This window comes from Streptomyces albiflavescens (assembly GCF_014645835.1).
Classification (GTDB): Bacteria; Actinomycetota; Actinomycetes; order Streptomycetales; family Streptomycetaceae; genus Streptomyces; species Streptomyces albiflavescens.
In genome coordinates, this window is record NZ_BMMM01000009.1 from 241975 (window position 1) to 260029 (window position 18055).

General features: G+C 68.3%; 11 protein-coding genes and 1 pseudogene. 6 read left to right on the forward strand and 6 right to left on the reverse strand.

Features of this window, described 5'->3' with window-relative positions:
- Positions 1–26 precede the first annotated feature (26 nt).
- Both IEY95_RS24890 and IEY95_RS24895 read right to left on the reverse strand, forming a co-directional pair.
- Complete coding sequence (locus tag IEY95_RS24890) at positions 27–617, reverse strand: cytochrome P450 (protein WP_229703303.1); 591 nt, start codon at positions 615–617, stop codon at positions 27–29.
- A gap of 51 nt (positions 618–668) precedes the next feature.
- A complete protein-coding gene (locus IEY95_RS24895) occupies positions 669–2618 on the reverse strand; it encodes a serine/threonine-protein kinase (protein WP_229703305.1) in 1950 nt (649 codons plus the stop codon).
- Between IEY95_RS24895 and IEY95_RS50755 the strand changes: the two are divergent.
- Positions 2582–2773 (forward strand): annotated as a pseudogene (locus IEY95_RS50755) (hypothetical protein); the annotation flags it as partial. The gene IEY95_RS24895 and the pseudogene IEY95_RS50755 overlap by 37 nt on opposite strands.
- Positions 2774–3018: 245 nt before the next feature.
- Here the strand turns inward: IEY95_RS50755 and IEY95_RS24900 are convergent.
- Both IEY95_RS24900 and IEY95_RS49190 read right to left on the reverse strand, forming a co-directional pair.
- Positions 3019–4539: a peptidoglycan recognition protein family protein gene (locus tag IEY95_RS24900; RefSeq protein WP_189188335.1), complete on the reverse strand. Its 1521-nt coding sequence runs from the start codon at positions 4537–4539 to the stop codon at positions 3019–3021.
- A gap of 55 nt (positions 4540–4594) precedes the next feature.
- The gene (locus IEY95_RS49190; protein WP_229703306.1) at positions 4595–5188 is read right to left on the reverse strand and encodes a hypothetical protein; all 594 of its coding nucleotides are present in this window, start codon (positions 5186–5188) and stop codon (positions 4595–4597) included.
- A 342-nt stretch (positions 5189–5530) separates the two neighbouring features.
- On the opposite strand from IEY95_RS49190, the gene IEY95_RS24910 reads away from it, so the two are divergent.
- The 5 genes from IEY95_RS24910 to IEY95_RS24930 all read left to right on the forward strand — a co-directional run bounded on the left by IEY95_RS24910 (position 5531) and on the right by IEY95_RS24930 (position 15455).
- Complete coding sequence (locus IEY95_RS24910) at positions 5531–14131, forward strand: golvesin C-terminal-like domain-containing protein (RefSeq protein WP_373294539.1); 8601 nt, start codon at positions 5531–5533, stop codon at positions 14129–14131.
- 173 nt (positions 14132–14304) lie between these two features.
- Positions 14305–14529 (forward strand): hypothetical protein, encoded by a 225-nt coding sequence (locus IEY95_RS24915; protein WP_229703307.1) that lies wholly within the window; start codon positions 14305–14307, stop codon positions 14527–14529.
- 45 nt (positions 14530–14574) lie between these two features.
- Positions 14575–14907, forward strand: coding sequence for a polymorphic toxin type 44 domain-containing protein (locus IEY95_RS24920; RefSeq protein WP_229703309.1), 333 nt, complete (start codon positions 14575–14577; stop codon positions 14905–14907).
- A gap of 9 nt (positions 14908–14916) precedes the next feature.
- The gene (locus IEY95_RS24925; protein WP_189188338.1) at positions 14917–15300 is read left to right on the forward strand and encodes a hypothetical protein; all 384 of its coding nucleotides are present in this window, start codon (positions 14917–14919) and stop codon (positions 15298–15300) included.
- A gap of 14 nt (positions 15301–15314) precedes the next feature.
- Positions 15315–15455: a hypothetical protein gene (locus tag IEY95_RS24930; RefSeq protein ID WP_189188339.1), complete on the forward strand. Its 141-nt coding sequence runs from the start codon at positions 15315–15317 to the stop codon at positions 15453–15455.
- 132 nt (positions 15456–15587) lie between these two features.
- On the opposite strand, the gene IEY95_RS24935 is transcribed toward IEY95_RS24930, so the two are convergent.
- Both IEY95_RS24935 and IEY95_RS24940 read right to left on the reverse strand, forming a co-directional pair.
- Positions 15588–17117 carry a helix-turn-helix domain-containing protein gene (locus IEY95_RS24935; RefSeq protein ID WP_189188340.1) on the reverse strand — a complete coding sequence of 510 codons (1530 nt, stop codon included), beginning with the start codon at positions 17115–17117 and terminating at the stop codon, positions 15588–15590.
- Between the two features lie 529 nt (positions 17118–17646).
- On the reverse strand, positions 17647–17844 hold the full coding sequence (locus IEY95_RS24940; protein WP_189188341.1) for a DUF4236 domain-containing protein: 198 nt from the start codon (positions 17842–17844) through the stop codon (positions 17647–17649).
- Positions 17845–18055: the final 211 nt, after the last annotated feature.

Consider the following 18055-nt stretch of genomic DNA (forward strand, 5'->3'; position numbering starts at 1 on the left):
GAACGGACGGCTGCGCGCGACGCCTTTCAGCAGATCCGCACCGGGAGGGATCGATAGGCGCAGTAAGGGAAGCGGAATCCGCCCCCGCTCGGCTGCCAGTCCTCCTCGCCCGCCGGTTCCAGTGCGGTGAACCGGTCCAGCAGCCGGTCGAAGACCGCTGTCGCCTCCACCCGGGCCAGCATCGCGCCGAGACAGTGGTGCACACCGCCGCCGAAGCTGAGGTGGGCATTGGGACGCCGGCCCACGTCGAGACCGCCCGGGTCGGCGAACTGTCGCTCGTCGTGGTTGGCCGAGGCCAGCAGCAGGACCACGACCCGCCCCCTGCGCAGGGTGCGGCCGCCGACCTCGACGGGTTCCAGGGTGAGCCGGGTCGTGGTGTGGATCGGGGCGTCCCAGCGCAGGAACTCCTCCAGCGCGGTGGGCAGCAGCGTGCGGAAGTACGCGCGCAGCCAGACGACCGCTTCGTGCGCCGCGGCACGCTCCTGTTCGGGTATGAAGACGGCGAAGGCCTTGGAGACGTCGATCGACCGCTCCATGACATCGGCGCGGTCCTGCGGAGGGATCCCCAGCAGGGTGCTCATCACCAGCACGGGCAGTGGTCGCGCGAGGTCGGTCACCGCACCGAACAGGCCCGGCACAGCTCAGCAAGGGGACGGCACCGCAGCTTCCTAGGCCGCGTTGCGCCACACCTTGACGTCCAAGGTGGCGTACGTCGTCCCGGACGAGCCCCGATACGTCACGAGCCCCACGTGCCCCGTCCCGCTGATGACGCACATCTGCTGACCGACGGTGAGGTCCTTGACCCAGATGTAGCTCTTGTAGCCGGTCGCCGCCTTGCACACGTCCAGGCTCGCCTGCCGCCCCACCGGCAGCAGGGCGAGTGAGCTGCCGGACGTGGTGCCGGGGGCGAGGACCGCGCCCGAGGAGTAGACGGCGTACGTCAGATCCTCGTCGGAGCTCCCCGTGTCCGCCTTGGACCGCACCGGGGTGTCCCCCAGATACAGGTCGTGGCTAGCCGTCATCCGGATCCCCGCGTACGTCACCGGGACCGGGGCCTTCGGGGCAGCGGGCTCGCTGGACGCGGCGCTCGCGGGAGCCGAGGTCGCGGCCCGCGTGGGCGTCGGGGGCCCCGAAGGGCTGGGAAGCAGCGTGGACTTGACGGGCTTCGGCTTCTTCGAGGTCGTGGTGGACGGGGAGCCGGACGGCGAAGGCGACGTCGTGGCGGCCTCGGCCGACCGTGACGCGGCCACCTCCCGTGCCCGGTCGTCGCTCCGGTCGCCGTTCCCCGGGACGAGCAGCAGAGCTGCGGTCGCGCCACAGGCGACGAGCACGACGGCGGCCGCCGCCACCATCCAGACCCGGCCCCTGCGCCCCTTGCCGCCCGTGGTCACCGAGGAGGTCCGCGCGGCGGCCGGCTCCTGCGGCTGCGGCCCGGCGGGCGGAGCGTAGGCCTCCGGCGCGGCCGGATGCCCCATCACGAACGGTCCGGGCAGCGCGGCATGGGACGGCGAGGTGGGGGAGTAGGCCATCGGAGGTCCGAAACCGCCGGGCGTCGGCCCGGAACCGGCATGCGCGGGCCCGGAACCGGCGTGCGCGGGCCCGAAGCCGCCGGGAGCGGGTCCGAAGCCGCCGGGCGTCGGCCCGGAACCGCCGGGACCGTGAGCGCCCTGGGGCGCTCCCGCCCGGGCCTGATCGGCCTCGTCGGTCCGAGCCGCGATCCCCGCCGCCAGTTCTCCCGGCAGCCACGCCCCGGACGTGAACAGCGCGTCGTCACCACGGTGCGCCTGCATCGTCGACACGGAGCGAATGACCTCCTCGACGGAAGGCCGCTCGGCGGCGGGCTTGCGCAGACACCACGCCACCAACTCGCGTATCTCGCCCGGCACATGGCTCAGGTCCGGCTGCTCGTGCACCACCCGGTAGAGCACCGCATGCGGGTCCCCGTCCCCGAAGGCGGCCCCGCCCGTTGCCGCGAACACGGCCGTCTGCCCGAGCGCGAACACGTCGGCCGAGGGCGCGGCCTCCGCGCCGAGCACCTGCTCCGGCGCCATATAGGCGACGGTGCCAAGAGCCGTACCGCTCTGCGTCACCGACGTGGCATCCGCGGCACGCGCGACACCGAAGTCGATGACGCGCGGCCCGTCGGCGGCGAGCAGCACGTTCGACGGCTTGAGGTCCCGATGCACGATGGCCTCGCGATGCACCGCCTGCAGTGCCTCGGCGACACCGGCGATCAGCCGCAGCACGGTGTCGACGGGCAGCGGCCCGTGGTCGTGCACCGCGTCGGCGAGGGACGGCCCCGGCACATAAGCGGTCGCACACCACGGGATGGATCCCTCGGTGTCGCTGTCCACGACCGGAGCCGTATACAGCCCGTGCACCCGGCTCGCCGCCGCGACCTCGGCCCGGAACCGCTTCCGGAACTCGGCGTTCTCGGCCAGCTCCGGCCGGATCACCTTGACCGCGACGGCCCGTCCGCCCGGCGTGTGCGAGAGATAGACCCGTCCCATACCGCCGGCCCCGAGCCGCGCCACCAGCCGGTAGCCGCCCACGACCTGCGGATCGCCGTCCTCCAGCGGCTGGAAACTCCCCGCGCCCGGCCCACCGTTGCTCAACACGCGCCACTCCACCCCGAGATCTGCTCTGTGGCCCCATTGCATCACGGGTCCCTTGCGCGGCTGCCGAGGTGTCCGCCGAGCAGGTGCATCACGGTGCGCTCGCGACGGTCGAAGACCTCTACGGGGTGGTCGTTCCGTCGGTGTCCTCGCTGAGCCGGCACCGGCCGGGAATGATGAATTCCGAACCCCGGATTCCGACAGCGCTACCGCGGTCGACGCCGCGACACTGGTCGGCAGTGCAGTTCCGGATTCCAAGGGCGCGGCTTCGTACGCCCTGCCGGCGCCAGAAAATGACCAAGACCCCGCTGCTCTCCGTGAAGCGCACAGGGGACTTGAGAGAAGACGTACGGATATGGCGACGGCCCCGCACACACGCCGGACGTGTGCGGGGCCGTCGGGGTCACTTGGCCGCGTACGGGGAGGCAGCCGCCCGGGTGCGGATGTCCGGTAGGCGGTCGTAAAGGACCTGGCCGGGGCAGAGCGTGGCGTAGCCGTCGCGGTGGCCGGAGATGGTGTGCAGGGTGGCCTTCTCGCCGGACTTGTACACGCCGGTGTCACCGGCCGCGGTGAGCGTCACCTGGGCCTGCGGGTCGACGCCGTCCAGGCTCAGTTTCCACGCGGCGACGTCGGCGATGGCCGACAGTGCCTCCGGTGTGGGGGTGCCGCCGTTCTCGTAGTCGCCGAGCAGGGAGATTCCGGAGGAGACGCCGTTGAAGCCGTAGGTGTGGGCGCCGCGCACCCGCTTGTCGACGCCGCCCGCCCGGCCCTCGAAGACCGTGCCGCACTTGTCGACGAAGAAGTTGTAGCCGACGTCGTTCCAGCCGTTCGTCTGCACGTGGTACACGAAGATCGCGCGGATGATGGCGGGCGAGTCGGCGCACGTGTAGTCGTTCGTGCCCGCAGTGTGGTGGACGAAGACGGCCTCCACCTTGGTGAGGTACTCGGCGGGGTCCTTCACCAGCGACTCGTCGGCGCCCCAGGCGGCGCGGCTGACGATCGCCGGCGCGGTGGGTCCGGCTGGGGTGGTGGACTCGGCGGGTGCGCTCGGCTCGGCGGGCGGCGTGGACTGCTCCGGCGTCGCCGTGTCGGTCGGTGTGGGCGAAACGGCGGGCGTGGTGGGGTCGACGGGCGTCGGCGACTCGGCCGGCGTCGTGGTCTCGGCGGGTGCGCTCGGCTCGGCGGACGCGGTGTCCGTCGGCGAGGCGGCGGGCTCGGTCGTACCGGCCGTGGACTCGGCGGGTGTGCTCGGCGTCGTCGTGTCGTCGACGGCGCTCGGGACCGTCTCCGGGGAGCTGGTGGAGGGCACCGGTGTGGGGGCCTCCTCGGACCCGGCGGGGGTCGGCGTCGCCGTGGTCTTGCCGGGCTTCGCGGCGCCGGTGCCCTTGCCCTTGGACTTGGGCGTGGTACCGGGGTCGACCAGGTCCAGGCGCAGCCCCTCGGGCACGGCCGTCTGCTCGCCGTCGGCCAGGACGCGCGCCTCGACCGCGTCGGAGGGCCCCGCCCACAACGGCTCCGAGGCGCCGCGCGTGTCGACGGCGCTCGTCTCGTCCGTCTCCGGCGCCACCGTGTCGAAGTCCAGGTCGCGCCAATCGGTCCACTCGCCCGTCTCGGCGCTGCGGGTGCGGATCTGGGCGGTGCCGTCGAAGCGCCTGGTGTGGTCCGCCCAGGAGACGCCGATCAGCGAGAAGGCCTTGGTCTCGGTACGCGGAAGCGCGCGCTTGGTCCTGCCGGTCCCGCCGAACGCCATCGTCTGTGCGCTCGCCGGGCGGGCCGTGTCCTCGGTGCCCGTGCCCTTGTCGGGAACGCCGGCGACCGCGACCGTCGCCAGCCCGGCGCCGCCGAGCACGGTGGCACCGACGGCCAGCCACGTGGTGCGTGAACGGCCGAGCGTGCGGCGCGCGCGGGGTCTTCTGGGGCTCATGGCCCTCCTTCGTCTTTCGCTGTTGCTTGCTGTGGGGCGCGAGGGGGGTGCGCGGTCAGCCCGCGGCGGCGTCGGCCGGGTTCGGGCTCGAACTCGGGCTGGGCAGCGTCCCGGTGCACGTGGCGCGCCCGAAACCGCCGCTCGCGGTGGCGCCCTGCAGGTGCCGGCCCTGCACGGCGACGGCGCAGCGGGCCTGGCCGCCCTTCTCGCCGAGCACGATGCTCACGACGGGGCTGCGGCCGAGCGGGACGGGCACGGTCTTGCGCCAGGGCAGGGCGGCCGCCTTCACGACGGTGGCCTTCCCGGACTCGCTGCGCGCCTGGTAGGTGATGTCGGCGGTGCCGGTGCCGGTCACCTCGTAGGTGACCGAGGCGGTGGGCACCTCGCGCTTCTTCTTCTCCTCGCCGCCCGGGGAGAGCACCCCGTACAGCACGAGTCCGCCGCACGCGGCGAGCGCCACGGCAGCCGTGATCACCCCCGCGCGGTCCGGACGGCCGGCCTTGGCGCCGGATTCCCCGCCCTGCGGCCGTTCCCCGCCCTGCGGCCGTTCTTCGACCTGTGCCCGTTCTTCGGCCTGTGCCCGCTCTTCGGCCTGTGCCCGCTCTTCGGCGTCGGGTAGTTCGTCGGATTTCGAGCTGTTGTCGCCCATGCATTTCCCCCCTCGACAAGTGAATTACCAATGCACTCAGCTCGCGCGGACTGAGGTCAGGCGGGGTTATACCCCACGACGTCGGTCCTTTTCCAGCGAGCGGAAATATCGGACATCGGCCCGTGCCTGTATGGCCGTTTTGCAGGGGCTGTCGCATCAAGTGGACGGAATGTCGTACCACTTGACTTTGTATCAGTTGGATCACTAGAACCTCCGGCCGCCACTGCGTATGCCCTCGGCCGGCCCCCTTCGGGACCGCTCGGGAAATGCGGTGGATTTCCACGACCGTTGATGGAAAGGTTTGGCGTGAGTCCCAGATTGGGCAGGGTGTTGGCGTGCCTTGTGGCAGCAGCAGTGACGGGTTCACTGATGCCGCAGGCCGCTTATGCCGCGTCCGGTTCTGATGGTGACGGCGAGGGTATCGTCGACAGCATCAAGGGCTGGTTCGCGGACGACAGCAAGGAATCGGACAAGCCGTCATCACATGACGAGGCGGGGGTGGCCGAGCGGCAGAAACTGCCGAAGGGCAAGGTGGCGCCGAAGGCGCGGCGGGTCGCGGAGCTGACCGGCCGGCGTACGGCGAACGCCCGCTTCTGGAAGCTGTCGGACGGGCGGGTGCAGGCCGAGGTGTCGGCCGTGCCGACCGCCTACCGGGCGGGGAAGTCGTGGCGGGACATCGAGACGCGGGTCGAGAAGTCCGGCCGGGACGGTTTCGAGTTCTCGAACACCACGAACGCGACGAGCAGTTGGTTCGGCAGTGACGCCGATCGGCTGATGCGGGTGGAGTCCGCCGACGGTCACGCGGTGACCCTCGGGCTGGAGGGCGCCGGAGCGTCACTGAAGCCCGTTGCGAAGGGTGACACCGTCACCTACCGCGACGCGGTGTCGGGTGCGGACCTGTCGTACGAGGTCGGTGCGGGCCGGGTGAAGGAGAACGTCACCCTGGCCGAACGCCCGGCCGGTCCGGTGAAGTTCACGTTCACGCTGGACACCGACGGGCTGACCCCGAAGGCCGCGAAGGACGGTTCCATCGCCTTCTACGGCGAGGGCACCCACCCCGTCCTGGTCATCCCGGCGCCGTTCATGGCGGACGCGAAGAAGGACGCGGGGTCGCCGTACGGTAGTGCGTACTCCACCGCCGTACGGCAGAAGCTGACCCGGGACGGCAAGGGCTGGAAGCTGACCGTCACCCCGGACGCGAAGTGGCTGGCTTCGCCGAAGCGGCAGTATCCGGTCACGATCGATCCGACGATCCAGATCGCCCCGACGCCGGCGACGGCGCAGGACGTGATGATCTCCTCGGACGGCCCGGGGTCGAACTACGACACCAACTGGCGTCTGTCGGTGGGCAACACCACCACCGGCAGCTCCCGTGCCCTGCTGAAGTTCCCCCTGACCGGGGTGCCGGCGGGCACGAAGCTGGACTCGGCCGACCTGAAGCTCTACTACGACCAGACGCACACCGCTGGTGACACCGAGGTGCATCTGGAAGCGCACCGGGCGACCCAGGACTGGCGTGAGGACACGGCGACCTGGAACAGCGCCAACGGGATCACCGGTGAGCTGTCCGGTACCTCGGTCCTGGTGGACGACGGCGACGCGGGCACCACCGCCGCCAGCGGTTCCTGGCCGGCCTCCGGCAACACGGCGTACACGCAGTACGCGGTGAACCAGGACTACCTGTACAACAGGGACTCGGTGGCCGGGAACACCTACACCTGGCAGCCAAACCTTCCGGAGGACGGCGATTACCAGGTCCAGGCGCACTATGTGCCCGCCTCGGACCGGGCGACGAACGCGCCCTACACCGTCACCTACAACGGCGGCAGCCAGACCTACAGCGTCAACCAGCAGGCCGGTTCGGCCGGGGTGTGGAAGACGCTGGGCACGCACCCGTTCAAGGCGGGTACGGCCGGCAAGACCGTCCTCGGTGACGGTCCCGCCTCGACGACCACCTCGGTCATCGCGGACGCCGTGCGGTTCACCAAGGGCGGTGTGGTCACCAAGCAGCCCTCCGAGGTGAACGTCTGGCACTCGTTCCCGGTGACCAAGACGGTCCAGTCCTGGATAGACGGGACGAACACGAACTACGGCTTCGTCGTCAAGGCCGGGGACGAGTCCGCGAACGGCCCCAAGGGCGGGCCCCGTTACGAGGGCAGCGAGTACGCCTACGAGGGCGAGGCCGCCAACTATCCGCGTCTGGTGCTGACCTACGAGCGTCCGGGTGTGGAGCTGGACGCGCCGACGACGATCCACGACACCGGTGCCGAGCTGAAGTGGTCGGTGTACAACGACCCTTCGACGGCGACCGGTGACGACATCGTCGAGTACCAGGTCCACCGTTCGATCTACCAGACGTTCACGCCGTCCTCGGCCACGCTGGTCTCGCCGGTGTCGTCGGCCGCCACGTCGTACACGGACACCTCGGCGACGCCGACCGCGGCCGACAGCGCGGACCCGTTCGGGCGCGCGTACTACTACATGGTCGCGGTCAAGACCAAGGACGGGCAGGTGATCGGCGCGCCGACGCAGTTGGTCCGGCTGCCCAAGGCCGGCCGCACCACGAAGATCGTCGAGGCCGGGCAGGACACCACGCTGTCCCAGACCGAGTCGACGACCCCGCACGACACCCTGACCGACGGCGTGGCGCAGAAGTGGCTGGCGGTGGGCAACAACTCCCCCACCTACGGCACCACGCGCGGCCTGCTGAAGTTCCCCGCGCTGTCGGACATCCCCACCAGCGCCCGCGTGCTGGACGCCACCATGCGGCTGTGGGGTACGCAGACCACGACGGAGAACACCGGCGCCGTCTACGAGATGCGGCCGCTGACCCGCGACTTCGACGAGGCGTCGGCGACCTGGGTGAAGGCGAACGCCACCACCAACTGGACCACGGCCGGCGGTGACTTCGGTGCCACCGTCGCCGACACGGTCCCCGCGCTCAGCAACGACCCGGCCCGCCACGACTGGAGCGCCACCTCCCTGGTGCAGAGCTGGGTCAGCACCCCCGGCTCCAACCAGGGTGTGCTGCTGAAGATGGCGGACGAGTCGGTGAAGCAGGAGCGCACGGTGTTCCTGTCCTCCGAGGCGCCCGAGAAGAAGCTGCGCCCGCGGCTGGTCGTGAGCTACGTCGACTCCACCACCGAGTCGACGTACTACGCGCCCAAGACCCCGGCGCGGATGACCCCGAACTCCACCTACACGGTCGAGTTCACCCTCACCAACACCACCAACACCGCGTGGGCTGCGGGTGAGCGGGAGCTGTCGTACACCTGGAAGCTGCCCGACGGCACGGACGTCACCAACGGCGGCAACCAGGTCTCGACGCCGGTCCCGGCCCTCTCCCCCGGCCAGTCGACCGTGCTGCAGGCGCAGGTCAAGACGCCGATCAACAGCGACAACGGCAACAAGCGCACGGACTACGTGCTCGGCTGGGACGTCCGCAAGATCTCCGACGGCAGCTGGCTGTCCGCCGGGACCGGCGGCATCCCGAGCCTGAAGCAGAACGTGGCGGTGGAGGACCCGACCTCCAACTCCCTCGGTCTGGAGAAGTTCTACTCCTACACGGGCAAGAACACCGGTGCCGGTTCGACGGTGATGAACAACCTCGCCTCCGGTAACAGCGTGTGGTCGTACAACGCGTTCTCCAACCCGGGACGCGGTCTGACGACGTTCGGCCGCTTCGCGTACAACTCGCTGGACACGTCCGACACCGTGCTCGGTGGCGGCTGGTCGGCGCAGATGGCCGGTCCGATCCGACTGGGCGCGCCGCTGGACTTCCACCCCAACCCGAACCCGACCGAGATCCGGCTGCCCGACGGTGACGGCACGACCCACGTCTTCACCAAGCAGGCCGACGGCTCCTGGAAGGCCCCGGCGGGTGTCCACTACCGCATCAGCATGAAGGCGGGCCTGGACTGCAACCCGGACAAGGACCCGGTGCCGGACGCGTGGACGCTGCTGCGTCCGGACGGCACGCGCTTCCTTTTCGGCTGCGACGGCTACCTGACGTCTGTCGTGGACAAGAACGGCAACACGCAGACGTACACCTACGAGGAGCGCAAGTCCAACAACAAGCCGACCAAGTTCCTCAGCTACATCACTGACCCGGCCGGCCGGCAGTCGCTCACCGTCGACTACTACACCAAGGCCGAGGCGAGCAGCCCGAAGGTCGAGGACCACGTCCAGTCGATCACGGACATCTCGACGCGCAAGCTCACCTTCGAGTACTCGGACCAGGGCCTGCTGACGAAGCTCACCGACGGCGCGGGCTCGGCCCAGCCGAAGGTGTACGCGTTCACCTACGACGCCATCCAGGGCAACAAGAACGTCAAGCTGGTCAGGGTCAAGGACCCGCGCGGCCATGACACGGTGCTCGACTACTACGCGCCGCAGGCCGGTGACGACCCCAAGTACCACTGGTGGACCAAGAAGATCACCGACCGTGTGGGCGGTGACACGACCTTCGCGTACGCGGCGAACGCCACGAACTCGAAGCACACCGACACCACGGTGACGGACGCCGAGACGCACGTGACGAAGCACGTCACGGACGACTTCGGCCGCCCGGTGCAGACGACGAACGCCAAGTCCCAGGTCACGAAGATGAGTTGGGACGCGGACAACAACGTCACGTACCTGGAGGAGGACAACGGCGCCAAGACCGCGTATTGCTACGACCAGAAGACGGGTTACCCCCTCTGGCGGCGTGACGCGGAGAACAACAAGTCGGGTGTGCCGGACCAGGTGACTGCCTGTGTGACGGACCCCTCCAAGTGGCCGGCGAACGCGGCGAAGTACGAGTACCAGACCCGTGCCGACGGCTTCGCCGCCGACCTGTTCCGCAAGACGTCGCCCGAGGGCCGCGCCTGGCAATTCGGGTACGACACCTTCGGTAACCTGAAGACGGTCACCGACCCCAAGGGCGTGTCGACCGCGACGGTGGACGACTACACGTCGAAGTACGAGTACAACGCTTACGGTCAGCTGACCAAGGCGGCGGACGCCAACGGCAACCCGACGACGTTCTTCGACTTCGGCCCCGCCGGCTATCCGAACCGGATCACCGACGCCAAGTCCGACTCGACGGACTTCGTCTACGACGAACGCGGTCAGGTCAGGCAGGTCACCGACGCGAACCAGAAGGTGACGACGCAGACCTATGACACGTTCGGCCGTCCGATGGTCAGTACGTCGCCGAAGAAGCAGGACAGCGGTGTCCTGATCACCACTCCGGCTCCGGAGTACGACGCCAACGACAACGTCACCAAGGCCACGGGACCTGACGGTTCGGTGTCGACGGCGGTGTACGACGACGCGGACCAGGTCACGTCGGCGACCGCGCCGGCGAACAACCTCACCGACCCGCGCACCTCGACGTACACCTACGACAAGGTCGGCAACCTGAAGACGACGACCGAGCCCAAGGGCGTGGCGACGACGACGGACACCACCGACTACGTCACCACCCAGCACTACGACGAGATCTACCAGGTCACGTCGGTGGTCAACTCCGCCGGTGACAAGGTCTCCTACGAGTACGACAGCGTCGGCAACGTCGTCACGGTCATCGACCCGAAGAAGAACGCGACGGCGGACACCACCGACTACTCCTCCAAGACGGCCTACGACCTGAACCACCGGGTCACCACCGTCACGGACGCGGCCGGCAAGACCAACAAGCGGGGTTACGACAAGGACTCGCTGGTCACGTCGACCACGGACGCGGAGAACAACACCACGACCGTCACCTACGACGAGCGCGGCATGAAGAGCGAGGTCAAGGTCCCCTACGAGGGCACCACGACCCGCTCGACGAAGTACGAGTACGACCAGGTCGGCAACACCACCAAGGTGATCACCCCGCGCGCCGTCGCGGCCGGGACCACCACGGCGTTCACCGCCCGTACCGAGTACGACGCGCTGAACCGGCCGGTCAAGCAGTACCAGCCGTACGATCCGGCGGACTCCCGCTACAACAACCCCAACGTCTACACCGAGACCGTGTACGACCAGGTGGGCCGCGTCTCCAAGACGTCGCTGCCGCCGTCGGAGGGTGAGACGGTCCGCAACGACACGACCTACAGCTACTTCGACAACGGCTGGGTGGAATCCTCCACCGACCCGTGGGACATCGCCACCACCTACGACTACAACGAGCTGGGTCAGCAGACCAAGCGCACCCTGACATCGGCGGGCGGCTCCTCCAACCGCACGATGACGTGGTCGTACTACCCGGACGGTTCCGTCAAGGCCCGCTCCGACGACGGCGTCCCGGTCGGCAAGTCGGTCGTCCTCGTCGACAACTCCGACACCCAGAACACCTCCTCCACCGGCACCTGGACGAAGGCGACCGCCACCGGCCAGCACGGCTACGACCACGCCACCCACGCGGCGGGCACCGGCACGGACGCGTTCACCTGGACACTGAACATCCCCCAGGACGGCACGTACACCGCGTACGTGAAGTTCCCGAAGGTCACCGGGGCGGCGACCACCGCGAAGTACACGGTCACCCACTCCACCGGCACGACCGACAAGACCATCGACCAGAACGCGACTGGCAACCAGGCGACTTGGGTGTCGCTGGGTTCGTTCTCCTTCAAACAGGGCAACGCGGCCAAGCTGCAGCTGTTCCAGAACAGCGGCGGCAGCACGGTCGCCGACGGGGTGAAGCTGGTGCGTGACACCAGCGGCGACCCGGCCGACACGGAGAAGAACAACTTCGCCTACACCTACGACCTCAACGGCAACCTGACCAAGATCGACGACACGTCGTCGACCGCGAAGATCGACGCCTACACGGTCGCCTACACCGGCCTCAACCAGGTCCAGAAGGTCACCGAGGCGCTCTCCGGCACCGAGAAGAAGGCCACGTCGTACACCTACGACGCCAACGGCCAGCCGGACACCATCACCCACCCCGACCAGTTCTCCAAGTACACCTACGACCTGCGCGAACTGGTCAAGACGGTCTCCGTCGGCAAGACCGCGACGGACACCAACCCGAAGGTGACGTCGTACACCTACACGGACCGCGGCCAGCCGCTGAAGGAGACCAAGGCCAACGGCAACACCGTCGACTACACCTACTACCTCAACGCCGCGCTGAAGACGTCGGCCGAGAAGAAGGCCAACGGCACCCTCGTCTCCTCCCACACCTACGCCTACGACGCCAACGGCAACAAGGCGCAGGACGTTGCGAAGAAGATGAACGCCGACAACAACACGGCCTACCTCGACTCGACGACGAACTTCAGCTACGACCCGGCCGACCGCCTCAAGGAGTCGGTGAAGACCGGTAACGGCGCGGGCACGGAGACGTACGTCCACGACGACAACGCCAACGTCATCCGGCAGACCGTCGACAACACCACCACCGACTACAACTACGACCGCAACCGCCTGCTGACCGCCACCACCGGCGGCACCACGGCGAACTACAACTACGACCCGTTCGGCCGCCAGGAATCGGTCACCTCGGGCAGCCAGATCATCGAACGCAGCACCTACGACGGCTTCGACCACGTCGTGAAGTCCGAGAAGATGGACGACACCGGCACGCTGAAGGCGACGACGTACACGTTCGACCCACTGGACCGCACCGCCTCCAAGACCGCCGAGGGCAAGACCACCGACTTCACCTACCTCGGCCTGTCCGGCGAGGTCCTGGACGAGAAGGTGGCCGGCGAGCTGACCAAGTCCTACCAGTACAGCCCGTGGGGCGAGCGCCTGTCGCAGATCAAGCACAACACCGACGGCACGAGTGAGGACGGCTACTACGGCTACAACAATCACACCGACGTCGAGACGCTGACCGACAAGGACGGCAACACCAAGGCGACGTACGGTTACACCGCCTACGGCAAGGACGACGACTCCGAGTTCACCGGCATCGACAAGCCCGACGCCGCCGACCCCACCAAGGAGGCCTACAACCCCTACCGCTTCAACGCCAAGCGCTGGGACGCCCAGTCCGAGACGTACGACATGGGCTTCCGCGACTACAACCCGGGCCTGAACCGCTTCACCACCCGGGACATGTACAACGGCGCCCTCGCCGACATGGGCCTCGGCACCGACCCGTTCACCGGCAACCGCTACGCCTTCGCCGGCGGTAACCCGAGCAGTTTCATCGAGATGGACGGGCACACAAGCTGCGACATCACCGGGATGTGCGGAGGCGTCTACCGCGAAACCCCGATGATCAAGCATGAAATGGCCGAAGGGGCGAAGACCCCTGCCGCCGACTCCACGCTGGTCACCATCGGCGCCGGCTGTCCGCCGGCGTGCAGCACGCCCACCAAGCAGCTCTCGGTGGAGCACCTGCTGCTGATGGGGCTTTCCGACCATTACGGTTCGCAGAAGGACCTCGACGTCTGGAGCGACTGGGACGGGGCGCAGCAGCTCTGGAACTGGGTCTTCGGTGGTGTCGACGAGGACCGGGCCCAGTACAAGGGGGACTTCGTCGCCGCATACGCGGACACCATCAAGGCCGCCGCGGCGAAGAACGACATCCCGGCTACGCTGCTGGCGGGTGTTGCTTACAACGAGGTCTCGGGCAAGCCGCCGATCACGGACCTCGCCGGAGAGGTGATGAACGGAGACGACGCCTCATACGGCAACATCAGCATGCAGATCGACGCAGCCGCCGAATTGCTCGGATATGACCCCAGTAATCTGAGCGGTTATCAGCGGAGTGAGATCAAGAGTTCACTCCAGGACAATGTCCAGAACATTTTCCTGGCGGCAAGGTATCTGTCCGACGCCCGGGACAAGGTTGCTCCGGGCCGAGGGGCGGGAGATTTCACGGACGCGGACACACAGAATGTCGGTGCCTACTATCAAGGCGGGCCTGACTTCTATGCCACCGCGCGCAGTTCGAGAAGCTACGGCGCTCGCATAGTCGGGTGGCAGCCGATGCTGCGAGATCTCCTGGGTTAGGCTCCACGGTCGGTGTGCTGCACCCGGGTCCGGGTGCAGCACACCGAGTTTCGAACCGAAAGGACTGGCGAGTGCTTTTCCCTGAAAGTCGAGGGGGCCTGTGGTCCAGGGCGGTCGTTGCCGCGTGCCTGTACCTTGCCACGTTGTTCTGGTTGGCCTTGAGCCTTCCGTTCGTGGGCGAGGACATCGGACCCACGAGTGACCCCGACGACGTTGCGGGGGCCAACTTCATCCTCTTGTTCGCCGCCGTCTTTCTGCTGGCCGCCGCCATGGTGTCCCGCAGGTGGAAGACCGCCTGGGGAGTGTCCCTGAGTCTTCTGGTGGTGCTCATCGTGGTCTGGACCCAGGTTCCTTCCCTGATCGACCACTGGAATTTCGAGGGTCCGCGCCGGTTCTGAGCGAACGGCACGCTCCCAGCAGCCATACCTGCACGGGTGATGAACGTGCGGGTACTCGTGGACGTGGTGGTGGTCGCGTCGGCCGTGTCGGCCCTCGCGATCACCTCGCGTGTCCTGGCCCGCCGCCCCGCGCGCGGGGCAGGCCTGTACTACGACGTCTGGTCGAACGTCCACTACGGCTACGTCGGCGCCGCCACCGGAATCGACGAGGATTTCCTGGAGTTCGGCGCGTCCCCGGGGCTCGAATTCGACCGCCGCAGGAAGGGACCCACGTCCCCGGCGGAACGATCATCCCGTAAAGGGCTGAGACAGCGTCACGCAGCCGCGGGGGCGGTTTGTCCATCGGCAGGCCGCCCCCGTTGTCCCCATTCATCCTGAAGGAATCCTGTGAGTCAGAGCGCGAAGGCTCCGTACAGTGCGGCGAGTTGGCTGATCGGCTGGGTGGTGTTCCTGGTCTCCGGCTTCGTGGCGTCCGCATTGCTGAGCAAAGCGTGGGACGACTGCGACATCGGCATCAACGCGTCGGCCAACCTCGGAGACCTGGTGACGGCGTCGACGACCATGGCCGTCGTGTCGACGTGCGTATGGGCCTTGATGCGCAGGGCCACCGGCCGACGACAGCTGCTCCTGCCGTTCCTCCTGACCGTCGCCACGGGGGTCGTACTGCTCTGGCCCCTGATGGCGATCTGGCATGCGTCCGACGGCTACCCGGTCAGCTTCTGCCCGCCGGACAACGTGCCGCCGTGGTGGCCCGGTTGGCTTCCGGTGTGAGGCCGGTCCGGGCGATGGCAGGCCTGCCGCTGGGACTGCTGCCGGTGCTGGGCGTCGCCCTGACCGACTCCGGCGTGATCGCCGCGCTGGAGGAGACACCCCGGACGGGTCTTGTGTCCGGGAGCAACGCCGCCATCGACGCGGTCTTCGCGTAGCCCGAGCCGCTCCGGGAACAGCTCCGTTCCGGCGCAAAGTCCCAGAGAAATCCCACGGGGGCCGCTACGCCCCTTCCCGACCCGCATGTGCGCGGGTCAGGCCGGGCGCGGCGGCTATCTGTCAGAGAGCGCTCAGATGTCCCGGAAGATCTCGATCTGTGCGCCGATCGTGTTGAGCCGCTCGGCGAGGTCCTCGTAGCCGCGGTTGATGACGTACACGTTCCGCAGTACGGACGTGCCGTCGGCCGCCATCATCGCCAGCAGGACGACCACGGCGGGCCGCAGTGCGGGCGGGCACATCATCTCGGCGGCGCGCCAGCGAGTCGGGCCCTCGACCAGCACGCGGTGCGGGTCGAGGAGTTGGAGCCGGCCGCCGAGGCGGTTGAGGTCCGTGAGGTAGATCGCCCGGTTGTCGTAGACCCAGTCGTGGATCAGCGTCTTGCCCTGCGCGGAGGCCGCGATGGCCGCGAAGAACGGGACGTTGTCGATGTTCAGGCCGGGGAACGGCATCGGGTGGATCTTGTCGATCGGCGCCTCCAGTTTGGAGGGCCGGACAGTCAGGTCGATCAGGCGGGTACGGCCGTTGTCGGCGAAATACTCCGCCGTGCGGTCGTGGTCCAGGCCCATCTCCTCCAGGACCGCGAGCTCGATCTCCAGGAACTCGATCGGCACCCGGCGCACCGTCAGCTCGGACTCGGTGACCACCGCGGCGGCCAGCAGGCTCATCGCCTCGACCGGGTCCTCGGAGGGCGAGTAGTCAACGTCGACGTCGATGTTCGGTACACCGTGCACGGTGAGCGTGGTGGTGCCGATGCCCTCGACCCGTACGCCCAGGGCCTCCAGGAAGAAGCACAGGTCCTGGACCATGTAATTGGAGGACGCGTTGCGGATGACGGTCACGCCGTCGTGGCGGGCGGCGGCGAGCAGCGCGTTCTCGGTCACGGTGTCGCCGCGCTCGGTCAGCACGATCGGGCGGTCGGGGGAGACCGAGCGATCCACCTGCGCGTGGTAGAGCCCCTCGGTGGCGGCGATGTCCAGACCGAAGCGGCGCAGCGCGATCATGTGCGGCTCGATCGTGCGCGTACCGAGGTCGCAACCGCCCGCGTACGGAAGCTTGAAGGTGTCCATACGGTGCAGCAGCGGGCCGAGGAACATGATGATCGAGCGGGTGCGGATGGCTGCCTCGGCGTCGATCGCCGCGATGTCCAGCTCGGCCGGCGGCACGATCTCCAGGTCGACCCCGTCATTGATCCACCGGGTGCGGACGCCGATCGAACCGAGCACCTCCAGGAGGCGGTACACCTCTTCGATGCGGGCGACGCGGCGCAGCACCGTGCGACCCCTGTTCAGGAGCGTCGCGCACAACAGCGCCACGCACGCGTTCTTGCTGGTCTTGACATCGATCGAGCCGGACAGACGACGTCCGCCGACGACGCGCAGATGCATCGGACCCGCATAGCCCAGTGAGACGATCTCACTGTCCAGGGCTTCACCGATTCGGGCGATCATCTCAAGGCTGATGTTTTGGTTGCCGCGCTCGATGCGATTGACGGCGCTCTGACTGGTGCCGAGCGCCTCGGCAAGTTGCGACTGTGTCCAGCCCCGGTGCTGCCGGGCGTCACGGATGAGCTTGCCGATGCGTACGAGGTAGTCGTCTGCCATGGCGCGACCGTATATCGGATGTGAGATAAACAAAAATGGAGCGCGTCCTTCCGGGTATCGGCGCCATGAAGCGCTGGCCACAGGGGAGTTCGGGTGCCGGCTCCGGGGGCGCGGTGGCGGTGACGGGGCGCCCGGGCCGCGGTCGATCGAGGGCGCCGCCGCTGATTGTCCCGAAGGAGCGCTTCCATGACGGTTCGTCGTTTTCGAGAGTGTTTTTAACCGATTTGGCAACTTCGTCGGTTGTCTCGCGCACGGTGGCGTGGACGGCGGCGGTGCGCCGCGGCGGCGCGACCGCATTCGGGCTGCGCCGCGCAGCCGCTCCCGACTCAGGCCGATCGCCGCGCAGCCATTCCCGGCTCACGCCGATCGCCGCGCGGCCGGGCTTCGACTGCTCTGTCGTCGAGGCGAGTTCGCCCGCGTCCGCCGTCACGGATCGTCCCACGTCATGGATCGTCCCTATATGGGTCTGTGCTCGCCGAAGGCGTTTCGGTGTGTCCGCCCGGAGTGCATGGGTCTGCGCTCCCGGAAGTCACCGCCCCCGCCGCCGCGTCGTCCGCCGCCACCCGAAGGGCCCCGGCAAGTCCATGGATGTCGTCCGGCGCCCGGTGCTGCTGTGCGTATGCCGTGGCCCGTGCCGCCCGCCCGTGGTGATCGACCACGAGCGGCGGTTGATGTTGAGCCGCACTCCGGGAAGGATGCGGAAGCTCTTGCGGAAGGTGAGTGGCATGGGATGCCCTCCCTGTGGCGGTTACGCCGGGTGGTCCCCGGTCGACACCGGGTACCCCCAAGGAGGCCGGGCATGACCAGCCCGCGCCCATGTACTAGAGTTATCTCGACATCGAGATATCTGCCGAGGCGCCCCGCAGCCGCCACCCCGGTAAGGGTTACCTAACTTAGCCTTACCTTAGCGGATCGGTCCATCAGTCGTGGCGGCAGGA